The sequence below is a fragment of the Glycocaulis abyssi genome, from assembly GCF_041429775.1.
Taxonomy (GTDB): Bacteria; Pseudomonadota; Alphaproteobacteria; order Caulobacterales; family Maricaulaceae; genus Glycocaulis; species Glycocaulis abyssi.
The window spans coordinates 165,496-179,678 of sequence record NZ_CP163421.1 but is presented as its reverse complement, the minus strand read 5'-3'; the positions used below and the strand labels follow the sequence as shown (position 1 = coordinate 179,678).

Annotated in this window: 14 protein-coding genes; 8 read left to right on the top strand and 6 right to left on the bottom strand. The window is 64.5% G+C overall.

Going from position 1 to position 14,183, the window contains the following annotated elements; genetic code table 11:
- Positions 1-36 precede the first annotated feature (36 nt).
- Genes AB6B38_RS00855 through AB6B38_RS00820 form a run of 8 tightly spaced genes read left to right on the top strand, consistent with a single transcriptional unit; the run spans position 37 to position 8,328 of the window.
- Entirely contained in the window at positions 37-1,530 is a 1,494-nt protein-coding gene (locus tag AB6B38_RS00855) for a replicative DNA helicase (RefSeq protein ID WP_371393755.1), read from the top strand.
- The gene (alr, locus tag AB6B38_RS00850; protein ID WP_371393754.1) at positions 1,496-2,587 is read left to right on the top strand and encodes an alanine racemase; all 1,092 of its coding nucleotides are present in this window, start codon (positions 1,496-1,498) and stop codon (positions 2,585-2,587) included. Before AB6B38_RS00855 ends, alr begins: the two co-directional genes overlap by 35 nt.
- Entirely contained in the window at positions 2,584-3,357 is a 774-nt protein-coding gene (locus AB6B38_RS00845) for an MlaE family ABC transporter permease (RefSeq protein ID WP_371393752.1), read from the top strand. Before alr ends, AB6B38_RS00845 begins: the two co-directional genes overlap by 4 nt.
- Positions 3,358-3,364: 7 nt before the next feature.
- A complete protein-coding gene (locus AB6B38_RS00840) occupies positions 3,365-4,114 on the top strand; it encodes an ABC transporter ATP-binding protein (protein WP_371393751.1) in 750 nt (249 codons plus the stop codon).
- A 30-nt stretch (positions 4,115-4,144) separates the two neighbouring features.
- Complete coding sequence (gene radA / locus AB6B38_RS00835; RefSeq protein ID WP_371393750.1) at positions 4,145-5,515, top strand: DNA repair protein RadA; 1,371 nt, start codon at positions 4,145-4,147, stop codon at positions 5,513-5,515.
- A gap of 10 nt (positions 5,516-5,525) precedes the next feature.
- Entirely contained in the window at positions 5,526-6,119 is a 594-nt protein-coding gene (locus AB6B38_RS00830) for a CvpA family protein (RefSeq protein ID WP_371393749.1), read from the top strand.
- 20 nt (positions 6,120-6,139) lie between these two features.
- Positions 6,140-7,618 carry an amidophosphoribosyltransferase gene (gene purF, locus AB6B38_RS00825; RefSeq protein WP_371393748.1) on the top strand — a complete coding sequence of 493 codons (1,479 nt, stop codon included), beginning with the start codon at positions 6,140-6,142 and terminating at the stop codon, positions 7,616-7,618.
- Positions 7,615-8,328: an SDR family NAD(P)-dependent oxidoreductase gene (locus tag AB6B38_RS00820; RefSeq protein WP_371393747.1), complete on the top strand. Its 714-nt coding sequence runs from the start codon at positions 7,615-7,617 to the stop codon at positions 8,326-8,328. The genes purF and AB6B38_RS00820 overlap by 4 nt, the downstream gene beginning before the upstream one ends.
- Before the next feature lie 439 nt (positions 8,329-8,767).
- Here AB6B38_RS00820 and der read toward each other — a convergent pair whose 3' ends face one another.
- From der to AB6B38_RS00790, 6 genes are all read right to left on the bottom strand, one after another.
- Entirely contained in the window at positions 8,768-10,132 is a 1,365-nt protein-coding gene (gene der / locus AB6B38_RS00815) for a ribosome biogenesis GTPase Der (RefSeq protein ID WP_371393746.1), read from the bottom strand.
- Positions 10,133-10,155: 23 nt separating this feature from the next.
- Positions 10,156-11,571: a PQQ-binding-like beta-propeller repeat protein gene (locus tag AB6B38_RS00810; RefSeq protein WP_371393745.1), complete on the bottom strand. Its 1,416-nt coding sequence runs from the start codon at positions 11,569-11,571 to the stop codon at positions 10,156-10,158.
- Positions 11,568-12,326, bottom strand: coding sequence for a tetratricopeptide repeat protein (locus AB6B38_RS00805; RefSeq protein ID WP_371393744.1), 759 nt, complete (start codon positions 12,324-12,326; stop codon positions 11,568-11,570). The genes AB6B38_RS00810 and AB6B38_RS00805 overlap by 4 nt, the downstream gene beginning before the upstream one ends.
- A gap of 83 nt (positions 12,327-12,409) precedes the next feature.
- Positions 12,410-13,237, bottom strand: coding sequence for a 3-methyl-2-oxobutanoate hydroxymethyltransferase (gene panB, locus AB6B38_RS00800; protein ID WP_371393742.1), 828 nt, complete (start codon positions 13,235-13,237; stop codon positions 12,410-12,412).
- Positions 13,238-13,304: 67 nt separating this feature from the next.
- Positions 13,305-13,643 carry a hypothetical protein gene (locus AB6B38_RS00795; RefSeq protein WP_371393740.1) on the bottom strand — a complete coding sequence of 113 codons (339 nt, stop codon included), beginning with the start codon at positions 13,641-13,643 and terminating at the stop codon, positions 13,305-13,307.
- Entirely contained in the window at positions 13,640-14,182 is a 543-nt protein-coding gene (locus AB6B38_RS00790; RefSeq protein ID WP_371393738.1) for an RNA polymerase sigma factor, read from the bottom strand. Before AB6B38_RS00790 ends, AB6B38_RS00795 begins: the two co-directional genes overlap by 4 nt.
- Position 14,183 lies beyond the last annotated feature (1 nt).

Genomic DNA, 14,183 nt, shown 5'->3' with positions numbered 1-14,183 from the left:
CGCATAGCCTGCCCCGATCCGGTATCACCTCTCCCCATGACCGCAGAAACCGCAGATATGAGCTTTGCCAGTGATGGCGGAGACGGGACCAGCCCGCCCCACAATATCGAGGCGGAGCAGGCGTTTCTGGGCGGTCTGCTGTTCGACAACGAGATTTTCAACCGGGTGTCAGACTGGCTCCTGCCGGAGCATTTCTACGATCCGTTCCACGGCCGGCTCTATGCCAAGGCCCGCGAACTGATCGGTTCAGGCGCGCTGGCCGACGCAGTCGTGCTGAAAAACCGCCTCGCCGACGATGACGGGCTCAAACAGCTTGGCGGCCCGGTCTATCTGGTCGACCTGATGCGCGAGGCGCCTGACAGCGTCAGCGCCCCGGAATACGCGCGCCTTGTCTACGAGCTGGCCCTGCGCCGCGAGCTTATCACCATTGGCGAGACGATCTCCTCCCAGGCCCGCGACACCAGCGAGCAGGGCAATGCCAACAGCCTGATCGAAAACGCCGAGCGCGAGCTGTTCAGCCTGGCCGAGAAAGGCACGGCGCAGAAAAGCTTCCAGCCCTTCTCCGCTGCGCTGGCCCAGTCGCTGGAAGTGGCCGCTGCCGCCTACAAGCGCGGCGGCAAGCTGTCGGGCATCGCGTCGGGTCTGAAAACACTCGATGACAAGCTGGGCGGGCTGCACCGCTCTGACCTCATCATCCTCGCCGGCCGCCCCTCCATGGGTAAGACCGCGCTCGCCACGAATATCGCGTTCGCGGTGGCGCGCGCTGCCGAGTTCGAGGAAGGCCCTGACGGCAGGAAACGCGTCATCAAGGGCAAGGGCGGCGTTGTCGGCTTCTTCTCGCTGGAGATGAGTTCAGAGCAGCTCGCGACCCGTCTGATCGCCGATTATACCGGCATCCCCGGTTATCTGATCCGGCAGGGCCGTATCGATCAGAACCAGTTTGGCGAGATCAATGACGGTGTGCGCGAGATATCCGAAGTCCCGCTCTATATCGACGATACGGGCGGCATCACCATTGGCGCGCTGGCAGCGCGCGCGCGGCGCCTGAAGCGTACGGTCGGCCTTGACCTTCTGGTCATCGACTACCTGCAGCTCATCACCGGCGGGTCACGGCGCAGCGAAAGCCGGGTGCAGGAAATCTCCGAGATTACCATGGCGCTCAAATCGCTCGCCAAGGAGCTGGATATTCCCGTCATCGCGCTCTCCCAGCTCTCCCGTCAGGTCGAGCAGCGCGACGACAAGAAACCCCAGCTTTCAGACCTGCGCGAATCCGGCTCCATCGAGCAGGATGCGGACGTTGTGATGTTCGTCTACCGCGAGGCCTATTATCTTGAGCGCGCGGAGCCTAAAGAAGGCACCGAGGAGCATCTTCGCTGGGAAGATGAAATGCGCGAGATTCGCAATCGCGCCGAAGTGATTATTGGCAAGCAGCGCCACGGCCCGATTGGCGCGGTGAAGGTGGCGTTTGACCCTGAGCGGACCAAATTCTCCGATCTTGAAGACTCCGGACGCTATTCCAGCCTCGAATAGCGCCAGTGAACCGGCACGCCTGATCGTCGATCTGGCCGCGCTGCGCCATAATTATTCCGTCCTGACATCCCTTGCCCCGAACGCGCGCTGTGCGGCGGTGGTGAAGGCCGATGCCTACGGGCTGGACGCTGAGCCGATTGCGACCGTTTTGCGCGACGCGGGTTGCACCGAGTTTTTCATCGCCACGCCGCAAGAAGGCGCTGCCCTGCGCAAGGCGCTCGGTCCGGCTGCGGTGATCTACGTCCTCAACGGCTTTCAGGCAGGGCTTCACGCTGCGTTTGCAGGCCATGGCCTTATCCCGGTCATTGGCTCATCGGACAGCCTGCGGGCCTTTCACCAGGAAGGCGGCGGAGCGTTTGCCCTGCATGTCGATACCGGTATGAACCGGCTGGGATTGACGGTGGATGAAACGCTCGCCCTGCCCGCAGCGCACAAGGCCGGCCTGCACCTTGTGATGAGCCATCTGGCGTGCTCGGACGACCCGCCTCATCCGATGAATGCCCGCCAGCTGGCGCGCTTCCATGATGTTCTCAAAGCCTTCCCGGGCATCCCAGCCAGCCTTGCCAATACTGGCGGTGTGTTGCTGGGGCCGGACTATCATTTCGATCTTGTGCGCCCCGGCGTCGGGCTATACGGCATCAATCCGGCCAGCCAGAGCGCCGAACCGTTCCGGCCCGTCCTGCATGTTGATGCGCCCATATTGCAAATCCGTTCCGTCCCTGCAGGCGATACGATCGGCTATGGCGCGCGCTATGTCGCGCAGAGCGAGCGCACCATCGCCATTGCCGGTTTCGGCTATGCGGACGGCCTGCCGCGCGCGGCTTGGCAGTCAGGCACAGCCCGGCTTGGCGGCATCTGTGTTCCCGTCGCCGGAATGGTATCGATGGATTTGACGGCCATCGATATAACCGGCCATGAAGCCTTTGCCCGCGAGACCGGGCGCATGCAGTTCTACGGAGAAGACCTTGGCCCCGTGGCTGGAGCATCCGGCACTATCGGCTATGAATTGCTGGTCCGGCTCGGAAGCCGGCTGAAGCGTGAGTATAGCGGACGATGACAGTGTTTAATCCCGTCAGAGCGCTTGGCCGCGGCGTGCTTTCGCTTCTGCGCTCCATTGGCGCCATTGCGATTTTCGCCGGCCACACCGTTCAGGCCGTGATCGGCCCGTTCTTCCTTGGCCAGTTCACCCAGCAGCTGGCGCGTATCGGATTTCTGTCCCTGCCGGTGGTGGGCCTGACCGCGCTGTTTACCGGCGCGGCGCTGGCGCTGAACATCTATGTCGGCGGGGAACGCTTCAACGCGGAGAGCTTTGTGCCCAATATCGTTGCGCTGGGCATTGTGCGCGAGCTGGGCCCGGTCATCGCGGCACTGATGCTGGCCGGGCGGGTCTCTTCAGGCATCGCCGCCGAGATCGGTGCCATGCGCGCGACCGAGCAGATTGACGCCCTGCACACGCTGACCATCGACCCGATGCGCTATCTCGTCGTGCCGCGCGTGCTGGCCGGTATCGTCGTGCTGCCCCTGCTGGTGCTGGTGGCCGATGTGGTCGGCATATTCGGCGGATTTCTGGTCGGCATAACAACGCTGGAATTTGATCCGACAGTCTATGTGCGCAACTCGGCCGACATTCTGGAGCGCTGGGATGTGATCTCGGGCCTTATCAAGGCCGCCGTATTCGGCTTTCTGCTCACCCTGATGGGCTGCTATCACGGCTATCACGCGCAAGGCGGCGCGCAAGGCGTCGGCCGGGCCGCCACCCATGCCGTGGTATCAGCCGCCATGCTGATATTCGCCGCCAATTTCATCCTCACCTCGATGTTCGTGTAAGGGGGCGATGATGAGCGGCACCGTCAAAATCGCGTGGAAGAATGTGAGCAAGCGCTTCGGCAACAAGGTGGTGCTCGACGGCCTTTCGCTGGACGCCTACGAAGGCAAATCGCTGGTCATCATCGGCGGATCGGGCACCGGCAAGTCGGTAGCGATAAAGACCGCACTGGGCCTGATCGCGCCGGACAAGGGCCATGTCGCGATTGACGGCCTGAAGGTTCGCCCCGGCGACCCGTCCGATCCCGGCCTCAACCAGATCGGCATGCTCTTTCAGTCAGGCGCCCTGTTTGACTCCCTTACCGTCTGGGAAAATGTCGCATTCAAGCTTCTCAAGGCCCACAAGATGAAGCGCCCCGAAGCGCGCGCGCGCGCCATCGAGGCGCTCGAACAGGTGGACCTTGAACCCGATGTGGCAAACCGCGCCCCGCGCGAGCTGTCAGGCGGCATGCTCAAACGCGCATCACTGGCGCGCGCCATCGTCACCCGCCCTGCCATATTGTTCTTTGATGAGCCGACCACCGGCCTCGATCCGGTCACGGCAGACGTCATCAACCGGCTGATCGTGCGGCAGGTGAAATCGCTGGGCGCCACCGCCGTCACCATCACCCACGACATGGCCTCCATGCGCATGATCGCCGACGAGGTGGCCATGATCGAAAATGGCAAGATACGCTGGCGCGGCGGGCTGGATGGCATCGATTCCTGCGCCGACCCAGCCGTGTGCGCCTTCGTGCAAGGCCGCTCGATCGAGGATTAAACTGCCCCACGCGCCAGCCGGAGACCTGATTTGGCCCGTTCCGACACCGTCTATGTCTGCCAGTCCTGCGGGGCGGTCCATGCCAAATGGGCCGGGCGCTGTGATGATTGCGGCTCCTGGAACACGCTGCAGGAAGAAACCCAGTCAGCACCGCTCGGCACGCAGGCCAGCGCCCCCAAACGCTCTGCCGGGCGCCGCGCACGCCTCGAACTGGTGGATCTGGGCAGCGCCACGGACGACCCGCCCCGCTTTGAAACCGGCATGGCCGAATTTGACCGCGTAGCCGGTGGCGGGCTGGTGCCCGGCTCTGCGGTGCTGGTGGGCGGCGATCCGGGTATCGGTAAATCCACGCTTCTCCTTCAGGCCGCAGCGCGTCTCGCCCTGAAGGGCCATAGCGCGGTCTATATTTCCGGCGAGGAAGCCGCTGACCAGGTGCGCCGCCGCGCGCGCCGTCTGGGTCTTGCCGATGCGCCGGTGGCACTGGCGGCAGAGACATCGCTGGAAAGCATTCTCGATGGCCTGAAAAGCGACCCGCCCGCCATCGCCATTCTCGATTCCATCCAGACGCTGTGGTCAGACCAGCTTGCCGCCGCGCCGGGCACGGTCGCTCAGGTGCGCGCCTGCGCGCAGGAGCTGGTGCGTTTCGCCAAAAAGCGCGGCACCGTGGTGGTACTTGTCGGCCACGTCACCAAGGATGGCCAGATCGCAGGCCCGCGCGTGGTCGAGCACATGGTCGATGCGGTGCTCTATTTCGAGGGCGAGCGCTCCCACCAGTTCCGCATCCTGCGCGCGGTAAAGAACCGTTTCGGGCCGACCGACGAGATCGGCGTCTTTGAAATGAATGATGCAGGGCTGGGCGAGGTCGCCAACCCTTCTGCCCTCTTCCTTGATGGCCGCGGCAGCGCAGCGCCGGGTGCGGCTGTGTTTGCCGGCATGGAAGGCACACGCCCCGTCCTTACCGAGATACAGGCTCTTGTCGCGCCTGCCGCCTTCGGCACGCCGCGCCGGGCGGTTGTGGGCTGGGATTCGGGCCGCCTCGCCATGGTACTGGCCGTGCTGGAAGCGCGCTGCGGGCTCGGCTTTGGCGGCAAGGATGTCTATCTGAATGTGGCGGGCGGTCTGAAAATCGCCGAGCCGGCTGCAGACCTCGCTGTAGCTGCCGCCCTGGTCTCCTCCGCCTTCGATATCGCCCTGCCCGCCGAAGGCGTCGTCTTCGGCGAGATTGCGCTGTCAGGCGATGTACGCACCGTAGGGCGGGCTGAAGCGCGCCTTAAGGAAGCGGCAAAGCTCGGTTTCTCACGCGCCATTGTACCGGCCGGCGTTGAAGGCGCGGGTCTGGAGGTGACGGGGATCGATACAGTGCATACACTGGTCTCCCGGCTCGACCCGGGACCGCAATAGGGGGATTGCGATGGAAGCCGGTCTTGCAGGCTTTGACCTGTTCGCACTTCTGGTGCTTTTCGTGTCAGGCATACTGGCGCTCATGCGCGGCTTCGTGCGTGAGGCGCTGACGATTGCCGCCTTTGTCGCCGCCGCGCTGGCCGCGCTCTGGAGCCGCCCGGTCTTTGCCGGCCTGCTGGAAGGGCTGACCGGCTCGCCGCTGATCGCCAACATCATTGCCCTCGCGGGTGTGTTCATTCTGGTCTATCTGGCGGTCAGCTTCGTCACCTCCTCACTGCAGCCCAACGCCAAGGCAGGTGAGGACGTAAACGTCATCGACCGCTCGCTGGGATTCGTTTTCGGACTGGTGCGCGGCCTCGTCCTTCTGGGCCTGTTCGTGCTGGTGTTCCGCAACACCCTGCCCGGCGCGCAGCCCGAATGGCTGCAGGGCGCACGTGTTTATCCGCTGGCCAACGCCACCGCAGAACTGCTGCAACGCCTTGCTCCGGAAGGCTCCTGGGCCGAAGGCGCACGTGAAAGTGAAGCGCAAGATGCGCCGCCTACTGATGAAGACCTTGACCGCGAGGCTTTGGACAGGCTTATCCGGTCCACAAATCCCGATTAGCCGCTTCTATCGAGGTTCGGATGTCCGCTTTACCCCCCTTGCCGACCCTCACCTATGATCCGCTAACCGACCGAGCGCGCGAAGAATGCGGCGTGTTCGGGGTACGCGGCGCAGACAAGGCCGCCGTGCTGGCCGCCTTTGGCCTGCAGGCCCTGCAGCATCGCGGTCAGGAAGCGTGCGGCATAACCAGCTATGATAATGGCCGCTTCCATTCAGAGCGCCATCAGGGGCTGGTCGCCGACCATTTCACCGATCCGGTAAGGCTCGACCAGTTGGCAGGCTCAATGGCGATCGGCCATGTGCGCTATTCCACCTCCGGCGCGCCGGTGCTGCGCAATGTGCAGCCGCTCTATGCCGATGTGCGCGGCGGCGGGCTCGCCATCGCCCATAACGGCAATCTGACCAATGCGCGCATACTGCGTGAGGAGCTGGTGCAGGCCGGGGCCATCTTCCAGTCCACCTCCGACACCGAAGTCGTGCTGCAGCTGGCCGCCCGCTCCCGCAAGACCAAATCGGCTGACCGTCTGCTTCAAGCCCTGAAACAGGTCGAAGGCGCGTTCGCGCTGGTGGCCATTTCCAACGACAAGCTGATCGGTGCGCGTGACCCGTTCGGCATCCGCCCGCTGGTCATGGGCGAGCTGGACGGGGCGGTGATTCTCGCCAGCGAGACCTGCGCGCTGGACATGATCGGCGCGCGCCTGATCCGCGAGATCGAGCCGGGCGAAGCTGTCATCATCAGCGATAACGGCATTGAGAGCGTGCGCTACGCGCCGGTGCGCCCGCCGCGTCCCTGCGCCTTTGAATATATCTATTTTGCCCGCCCCGACTCGGTAATCGCCGGCCGCTCGGTCTATGAAGCGCGCAAGCGCATGGGCCGCAGGCTGGCCGAAGAAACACCCGCCGATATCGATGTGGTCGTCCCGGTACCCGATAGCGGTATCGCCGCGGCGCTGGGCTATGCCGAAAAGATCGGCAAACCCTTCGATCTGGGGATCATCCGCGCCCACTTCGTGGGCCGCACCTTCATCCAGCCCACACAGGCCAAGCGCGATCTCGGTGTGAAGCGCAAGCACGCCGCCAACGCCTCGGTGCTCAAAGGCAAGCGCGTCCTGCTGATTGACGATTCCATCGTGCGCGGCACGACCTCGAAGAAAATCGTGCGCATGGTGCGCGAGGCCGGTGCCACCGAAGTCCATTTCCGCTCGGCCTGCCCGCCCATCACCCATCCGGACTTTTACGGCATCGACATGCCGATGCGCGAGGAGCTGATGGCGGCAAGCCATGACCCCGAACGCATGCAGGCATTGCTGGAATGCGATTCGCTCGGCTTCCTGTCTGTCGAGGGCCTGTACTGGGCGGTGTGCGACGCGCCGCGCAATGACGCTCAGCCGCAACTGGCCGACCATTACTTCACCGGCGAGTATCCCACCCGGCTCGCAGACCGCGACCGGGCCAGTTCCGCCAAGGACCAGCAACTTTCACTGCTCGTGGACGCATGACCGAAAACAACTCCCTCTCCGGGCGCGTGGCACTCGTCACCGGCGCCTCGCGCGGCCTTGGCTATGCCACGGCCAAGGCCCTTGCCGCTGCCGGCGCCCATGTCATCGCCACCGCCCGCACGCGCGGCGGGCTGGAAGCGCTCGACGATGAAATCAGCGCGGCTGGCGGCTCGGTCACGCTGGTGCCGATGGACCTGATGACGCCTGACGGCATCGAAAAGCTGGCCGAAGCGGTGGGTGAGCGCTGGGGCAAGCTGGACATTCTGGTGGCCAATGCCGGCGCGCTCGGCAAGCTGATGCCCGCCCATCAGATACCGTCCAAGACCTGGAACGAAGTGCTGGCGGTGAACCTCGTCGCTCCGGCCCGCCTGATCCGTGCATTCGAGCCGCTCCTGCGCAAATCAGACGCTGGCCGCGCCGTGTTTGTCACCACGTCTGACGGTGCCAAGACGCGCGCCTACTGGGCCGCCTATGGCGCGTCCAAGGCGGGCCTCGAAGCGCTGGTGAAAAGCTGGGCCGCAGAGCTCGCAGAGAGCACTGTTCGCGTAAACCTGCTCGATCCGGGCCGTATGCGCACCGCCATGCGCACCCGCGCGGTGCCGGGCGAAGACCCGCAAAGCGTGCCGCTGCCGGAAACCGTCACGCCGCTGATCGTGGAATTATCCTCGCCGGCCGAGACACGCCATAGCGAAGTGGTGCGGGCGGGTTAGAAACCCGCGCTCTGCCGTCCCATATACGAATATACCACCAGACCCGGCCCGCCGGATAAGTGCGGTGTGTGGCGTCGTATGGTGTTGATATGACGCAGGCTTTGACCCCGCTGGCCGGGGAAGGGCGCAGGCTTATGCCCGGATCGGGATCAGTCCATCCCGCGCATTCGCACAGTTGGTCTGAAGAGTCGCCATGGCTTCTTCCACTTCCGGTCCCAGCCCTCAAAGGAAGAGGCGAGTCCAGTATCCCATTCTTCGTTTTCCCGGCGAAAGCCGGGAGCCAGAAGAAGGCTGGACACCGGCGTCCGCCGGTGAAACGCAAATACTTGTTATGTAGATAGTTATGGATCCCGGCGCGCAGCGCCGCAAGGCCGAACGGCCGCCCGCGACTTTTCGCGGAATATCGCAGCCCGGATGGGCTGCGGAACTAAGAAATCCCCTACCCCTTGTCCGCATACGGGTTCTTGCCCGCCTTCACGATCAGGCGGATCGGCACGCCCGGCAATTCGAACGCTTCGCGCAAGCCATTGACCAGATAGCGCTTATAACTGTCGGGCAGTTTTCCTGCACGCGAAGCCATCAGCACAAAGGTGGGCGGGCGGGCCTTGGTCTGGGCCATGTATTTGGGGCGGATACGCTTGCCATCGACAGCGGGTGGCGGGTGGCGGGCCACCATCTCGGCCAGCCAGTCATTAAGGTCGCGCGTCTTCACCTTCACTGACCAGTTCTTGTGCAGGGCGACGACCGCCGGCATGATCTTGTCGAGGCCAAAGCCGGTCAGCGCCGACACCGGAATGAGCGGCGCACCGCGCACCTGGGGCAGCATGCGCTCGAACTCCTCGCGCAGCTCGGCAAGTTTCGCCTGCTTCTCCTTGACCAGATCCCATTTGGTCACAAGAACGATCAGGCCACGCCCCTCGCTTTCCACGCGGTCGGCAATGGTGAGATCCTGCTTTTCGAGCGGATGTTCGGCGTCGACCAGCAAAAGCACGATTTCGGCAAACTTGATGGCGCGCAGCGTATCGGCCGCGCTCATACGCTCCAGCCTGTCATCCACCTTGCCGCGCTTTCGAAGGCCCGCCGTGTCATGCAGGCGCACGCGCTGGCCGTCCCACAGCCAGTCCACGGCAATGGCATCACGCGTCAGGCCCGCTTCCGGCCCGGTAATCAGGCGCTCCTGACCGATCAGCGCGTTGATGAGGGTGGATTTGCCGACATTGGGCCGGCCGGCCACGGCGATGCGCAAGGGCGCGCCTTCCTCCTCATCGGCATCGGGCGTCGGCCCGTCATCAATCCCCGCCTCGCCAAGCGCGGCGCGGATGGCCTGATAGAGATCACCCATTCCCTCGCCGTGGGCCGCCGAGATAGGGATGGGCTCGCCCAGACCCAGATTCCAGGCTTCCAGAATGCCCTCATCGCCCTGCTTGCCTTCTGCCTTGTTGACCAGAAGGATCACAGGCTTGGAGGCACGGCGCAGAAGCTCGCCAAAGCGCTGGTCGAGCGCAGTAACGCCCTCACGCCCATCGATCAGGAACAGGCAGACATCGGCTTCGGCCAGCGCAATCTCGGTCTGCTGGCGCATGCGCACTTCGATGCCGGTTTCCTTGTCCTCATAGCCGGCCGTGTCGACAAGACGCAGATCGAGATCGCCCAGCCGCCCGCGCGCCTCGCGCCGGTCACGCGTGACGCCAGGCCGGTCGTCAACCATGGCCAGCGGCTTGCCCGCCAGACGGTTGAACAGGGTCGACTTGCCGACATTGGGTCTGCCGACAATGGCAAGGCTGGCTATACGTTCGGGAGACATGGGAGAGGCTCCCGTACCTTTCTCTATCGCAGCGCGATCAGGCGGCCATTATCGGTCACGATATACACCGTCTCATTGGCGATGACCGGGGCGATGAACACCGGATCGCCGAGACTGCGGCGCTCCTGAATCGTGCCATCAGCCGGGTTGATGATGACCAGATCGCCGCGCGATGACGCCGCAAGCAGCCGGTTGCCAGCGAGTACAGGGCCTGCCCACGCAATACGGTCACGGCGGCGGCGCTCATTGCGGAAAGCTTCCAGCTGTGTGATCCAGGCGACATCCCCGGTCTGGCGTTCAAACGCCACCACCTGGGCATCACTCGTCACCACAAACAGATAATTGCCCACAAGCCATGGGGCATGCAGCGCGCTGGCAGGCTGGGTCCAGTTGCGTTCCCCGGTGCGCATGTCAAACGACGCCATGACGCCCGAATGGCTCAGCGCATAAACCTCGCCTCCGCCAATCACCGGCGATCCGGCAATGTCGTTGATCGAGGACATCGGCGTCAGGCCGCCGGCACGCGTGAGCGAGTCGCTCCACAGAACCGTTCCGTTTTGTGCGCGCAGCGCGATCAGCTCGCCAGAGCTGAACGGGGCCACCACAACATCGCCCTGTACGGCCACGCTGGGGGCTGTGAGCAGCCGTGCAGAATCCGCAATCGCACCATGCGTCCACTGGATATTGCCCGAAGAGGCGTCAAACGCGATCAGCTCGTTCTCGTGGGTGATCGAATAGACGCGGCCATCGGCGACTGTTGGCGCCGCGATCAGCGGCGTCAGCACCGTCTCGCGCCAGACTTCCTCGCCATTGGACGCGTTGAGGGCCGCCATGAAGCGCCGCCCCGTATGCACATAGACACGTCCGCCATCGACAGCGATGCCGCCACCGAACGCATACCGGTCCGAGCCTCCGCCCTCGCGGCCAATGAAGGGGATGGGCAGCGAAACGCCGCCACCCTGGGCTTCCTCGCGTGGTGTCAGGCGCACCTGCCACCGGCGTGCGCCCGTCTCGGCGTTGGTCGCCGTCACACGGCCATCCCCGTCGACCGTGTAAACGGTCCCGTCGAGCACAACCGGGCGCGCATTGATGCGGCGGTCGCGGTTGGAGCCCGCACCGATATCGGCACGCCAGATGCGTTCCAGGCTGCCGCGCGCCTGCGTGTGCTGCATGGCGTGGGTCGGGAACCCGTCCGGTTGGGGCCAGCGGTCATTGACATAGGCGGACGGCAGGGTGACGCGCGTACCGCCACTGATCTCCAGACTTTCACCCACGCCCAGAACCGGCACGCGCTGATCGCGCGGCGGCGCATTAGGGTCTTCGCGGTCTCCGCCAGAGAAAGGATTGAGCCGGGAAATCTGCTCACCGGCATTGCATCCGGCCAGTAGGAAACTGCTCGCCAGAGCTGCCAGCATGGCAATACGAAGGGCAGAAGTCATTCGACAGTATCCTCTTCCTCAGCGGCAGTCTCTGCCGGACCGGGCGCAGCATTGGTATCGGCAAGATCCGGCAATTCATCGGCCGCAGCGTCAGCCGGCACCTCCTCGGGTGCTTCACGCATAATCACGGCCAGAGCGTCACGCGCCCGCGAACGCATGGCTTCCGATGCATCTATCGACAATTGCACAAATTCATAGTGACGGCGCGCTTCGCTCCACCGTTCGTCGCGCAAGGCCGCCGCGCCAATCAACTCGCGGGATAACAGGGCAAAGCCGCCGCCGCCGGACACCAGCGGGTCAAGCCGGAGCGCGAGATCATCGCTGGAGAGCGTATCAAAACCAGCTACCGCAGACTGATAGCGGGCGAGATCGCGGATGAGGGCGACCGGCGAACGCTGGCCAGCCTCCTCATAGAGGCGCGCCGCTTCGGCATTGTCGCCCGCCTCGCTCGCAAGGGCAGCCTGGTGAAGCAGCGACAGGGTTGCATAGCCGCGCGGGCCTTCGCTGGCCAGCAAGGCATAGGCTTCGAGAGCCGCGTCCGTCTGGCCGGCCTCGTGCAGGGCGCGCGCATCGGCAAACTGCGCAGAGGCTTGCGCGCTCTGGTTTTCCTGCCAGGCACGCCAGCCCTGATAGCCCGCCACACCCGCAATGACCGTGACGGCCGCGCCGAGCACCCACGGGCCCCAGCTGCGCAGCATCTGCATATAGCGCTCTTTGCGCAGTTCTTCTTCAACTTCGTCGAAAACGTCGACCAAGGTCCGCCTCGCAATTCATGCCAGTTCAATGTCCGGCGGACCCTAGCGGCCCTGCAGGGCCGCCGCAATACGCGCGAGCCGCGTTACGCGCGTGTAATGCGGTAGACCTGATCCGGTCCGGGGAATCGCCGGGCGCGCACATCGTCGGCATAGGCCCTGACGGCCCCCTCCGTCAGCGCTTTCAGATCGGCGTAGCGCTTGACGAAGCGCGGTGTCCAGTCGAACAGGCCGAGCATGTCCGGCGTGACGAGAATCTGCCCGTCACAGCTCGCCGACGCGCCGATACCGATAGTGGGCGCAGCCACCGCGCCTGTAATCTCCGCGGCAAGGTCTTCGGCAACGCCTTCGATGACGATCGCAAACGCCCCAGCCGCATCAGCAGCCTGCGCCTCGCTTATCACGCGGGCGCGCTCGTCATCATTGCGCCCCTTGGCCTTGAAGCCGCCCTCGGCAAGGGCCGCCTGCGGGCGCAGGCCGACATGGGCCATCACCGGCACACCGCGCTCGGCAAGATAGCGGATGGTGTCGGCGATATAGACACCGCTCTCCAGCTTCACCGCCTGCGCGCCGGTTTCGCGCAGGATACGCGCAGCATTGGAGAATGCCTGCTCCGGAGAGGCTTCATAGCTGCCAAACGGCATGTCGACGACGACCATCGACCGGCTGGCGCCGCGCATCACCGCCTGGCCGTGCAGGATCATCATCTCCAGCGTCACCGGGATCGTGTTAGGCAGCCCGTGCACAACCATGCCCACCGAGTTGCCCACCAGCAAAAGATCACAATGCGGGTCGAGAAGGCGCGCCGTCGGTGCATCATAAGCCGTCAGACAGACCAGCGGTTCGCCGCCCTTGCGCGCGCGGATATCCGGAACGCCGATGCGCTTTGCGGGGGCGGGGCTTTGTGCGGACATGAGCTACTCCGTGCCTGGCAGACGGCGGCACGCTAGCCCAAGTTCGCAATTGCACAAATCGCGCAACTCACAGATCAGCCCCGCCATGCCTGAAGGCGATCAGGGTCAGCGCACTCAGCCCGAGCGCCGCAATCGCCATCGCGATGGCCTGCAGGCCGGCGGCATTGGCTGCTGCGCTGCCAATGCTGAACAGCGCCGTGCCAAGAACACCGGCCAGATCGCCAAACTGCCAGCTGGCAAGGGCCACGCCCAGAAGCGCAGCGATCACCAGCAAGAGCGGACGGAGGAATGCAAGACGGTCTACGGCGCCCGTCACCCGGCTGGTAAACGCGTGGTCGGCGGGCGGGGCGGCCTCCTCGAACAGACCCGTCAGGCGGGCATCAAATCCATCATCATGTCCGCTCATGCCAAACTCTCCTGCCGGTCAAACCAGGTCTTCAGTTTCGCCCGTCCACGGGTGATGTGAGACTTCACCGTACCCAGCGGCAACCCCGTCACCTCAGCTGTTTCACCATGGCTGAGGCCGGAGGCAAAACATAGCACAATGCAGGCGCGCTCCTCATCCCCCAGCACCACCAGAGCCCGGTCGAGATCGCGCGCGAGCCCCGGCTGCGCGGCCGCCTCGTCCAGCAGGGGTGGATCAGCGCGCAGTCCCTCCATCAGCCGCCCGCGCGACCTCGCCTTGCGCGCACTCATCAGGAAACGGCTATAGGCGATCTGGCACAGCCACGCCTTGAAGCTGCCCTCGCCGCGATAGGTGGCAATGCGCTGCCATGCCTGCACGAATGTATCCTGCGCAAGGTCGTCGGCATCCGCCCTGTTGCCGGTCAGACGGGCCAGAAGCCCGCGTACAAGGCGCTGATGACGGTCGACAAGCGCACTGAATGCGCGCCTGTCACCCGTCGCCAGAACCTGGCTTACCAGCACGTCGTCGCTCTGCGCCATC

What these genes read in the sequence shown, in the direction of transcription:
- AB6B38_RS00855 (WP_371393755.1), top strand. Translation starts at nt 37, where the DNA reads ATGACCGCAGAAACCGCAGATATGAGCTTTGCCAGTGATGGCGGAGAC.
- panB (WP_371393742.1), bottom strand. Translation starts at nt 13,237, where the DNA reads ATGTCCGCACAAAGCCCCGCCCCCGCAAAGCGCATCGGCGTTCCGGAT.
- AB6B38_RS00795 (WP_371393740.1), bottom strand. Translation starts at nt 13,643, where the DNA reads ATGAGCGGACATGATGATGGATTTGATGCCCGCCTGACGGGTCTGTTC.
- AB6B38_RS00840 (WP_371393751.1), top strand. Translation starts at nt 3,365, where the DNA reads ATGATGAGCGGCACCGTCAAAATCGCGTGGAAGAATGTGAGCAAGCGC.
- AB6B38_RS00830 (WP_371393749.1), top strand. Translation starts at nt 5,526, where the DNA reads ATGGAAGCCGGTCTTGCAGGCTTTGACCTGTTCGCACTTCTGGTGCTT.
- AB6B38_RS00845 (WP_371393752.1), top strand. Translation starts at nt 2,584, where the DNA reads ATGACAGTGTTTAATCCCGTCAGAGCGCTTGGCCGCGGCGTGCTTTCG.
- AB6B38_RS00790 (WP_371393738.1), bottom strand. Translation starts at nt 14,182, where the DNA reads ATGGCGCAGAGCGACGACGTGCTGGTAAGCCAGGTTCTGGCGACGGGT.
- purF (WP_371393748.1), top strand. Translation starts at nt 6,140, where the DNA reads ATGTCCGCTTTACCCCCCTTGCCGACCCTCACCTATGATCCGCTAACC.
- AB6B38_RS00810 (WP_371393745.1), bottom strand. Translation starts at nt 11,571, where the DNA reads ATGACTTCTGCCCTTCGTATTGCCATGCTGGCAGCTCTGGCGAGCAGT.
- der (WP_371393746.1), bottom strand. Translation starts at nt 10,132, where the DNA reads ATGTCTCCCGAACGTATAGCCAGCCTTGCCATTGTCGGCAGACCCAAT.
- AB6B38_RS00820 (WP_371393747.1), top strand. Translation starts at nt 7,615, where the DNA reads ATGACCGAAAACAACTCCCTCTCCGGGCGCGTGGCACTCGTCACCGGC.